Source organism: Klebsiella sp. K47, from assembly GCF_051858335.1.
GTDB lineage: Bacteria > Pseudomonadota > Gammaproteobacteria > Enterobacterales > Enterobacteriaceae > Klebsiella > Klebsiella pneumoniae.
In genome coordinates, this window is sequence record NZ_JBPYUI010000510.1 from 1 (window position 1) to 217 (window position 217).

The 217-nt window shown below is 61.8% G+C and carries 1 protein-coding gene; it reads right to left on the reverse strand.

The annotated features are described in order from the left end of the window. On the reverse strand, positions 1-117 hold a 117-nt coding region (locus RRF55_RS29005; protein WP_439419450.1), incomplete at its 3' end, for an NADH-quinone oxidoreductase subunit K. Positions 118-217: the final 100 nt, after the last annotated feature.

Below are 217 nucleotides of genomic sequence, written 5' to 3' on the forward strand. Positions count from 1 at the left end.
GATTTCCAGGCTCATCAGTACGAACAGAATGTTGCGGCGCACCATCAGCCCGACCAGGCCGAGGCAGAACAGGATGCCGGCGACGGCCAGGCCGTGTTCGAGAGGAATTGCTGACATGATTTACTCCTTCGCCTCGTTGCGGCCGAGGTGGAACGCCGTCACTGCTGCAGCCAGCAGCAGCATCGAGGCCAGTTCCACCACCAGCAGGTAAGGGCCG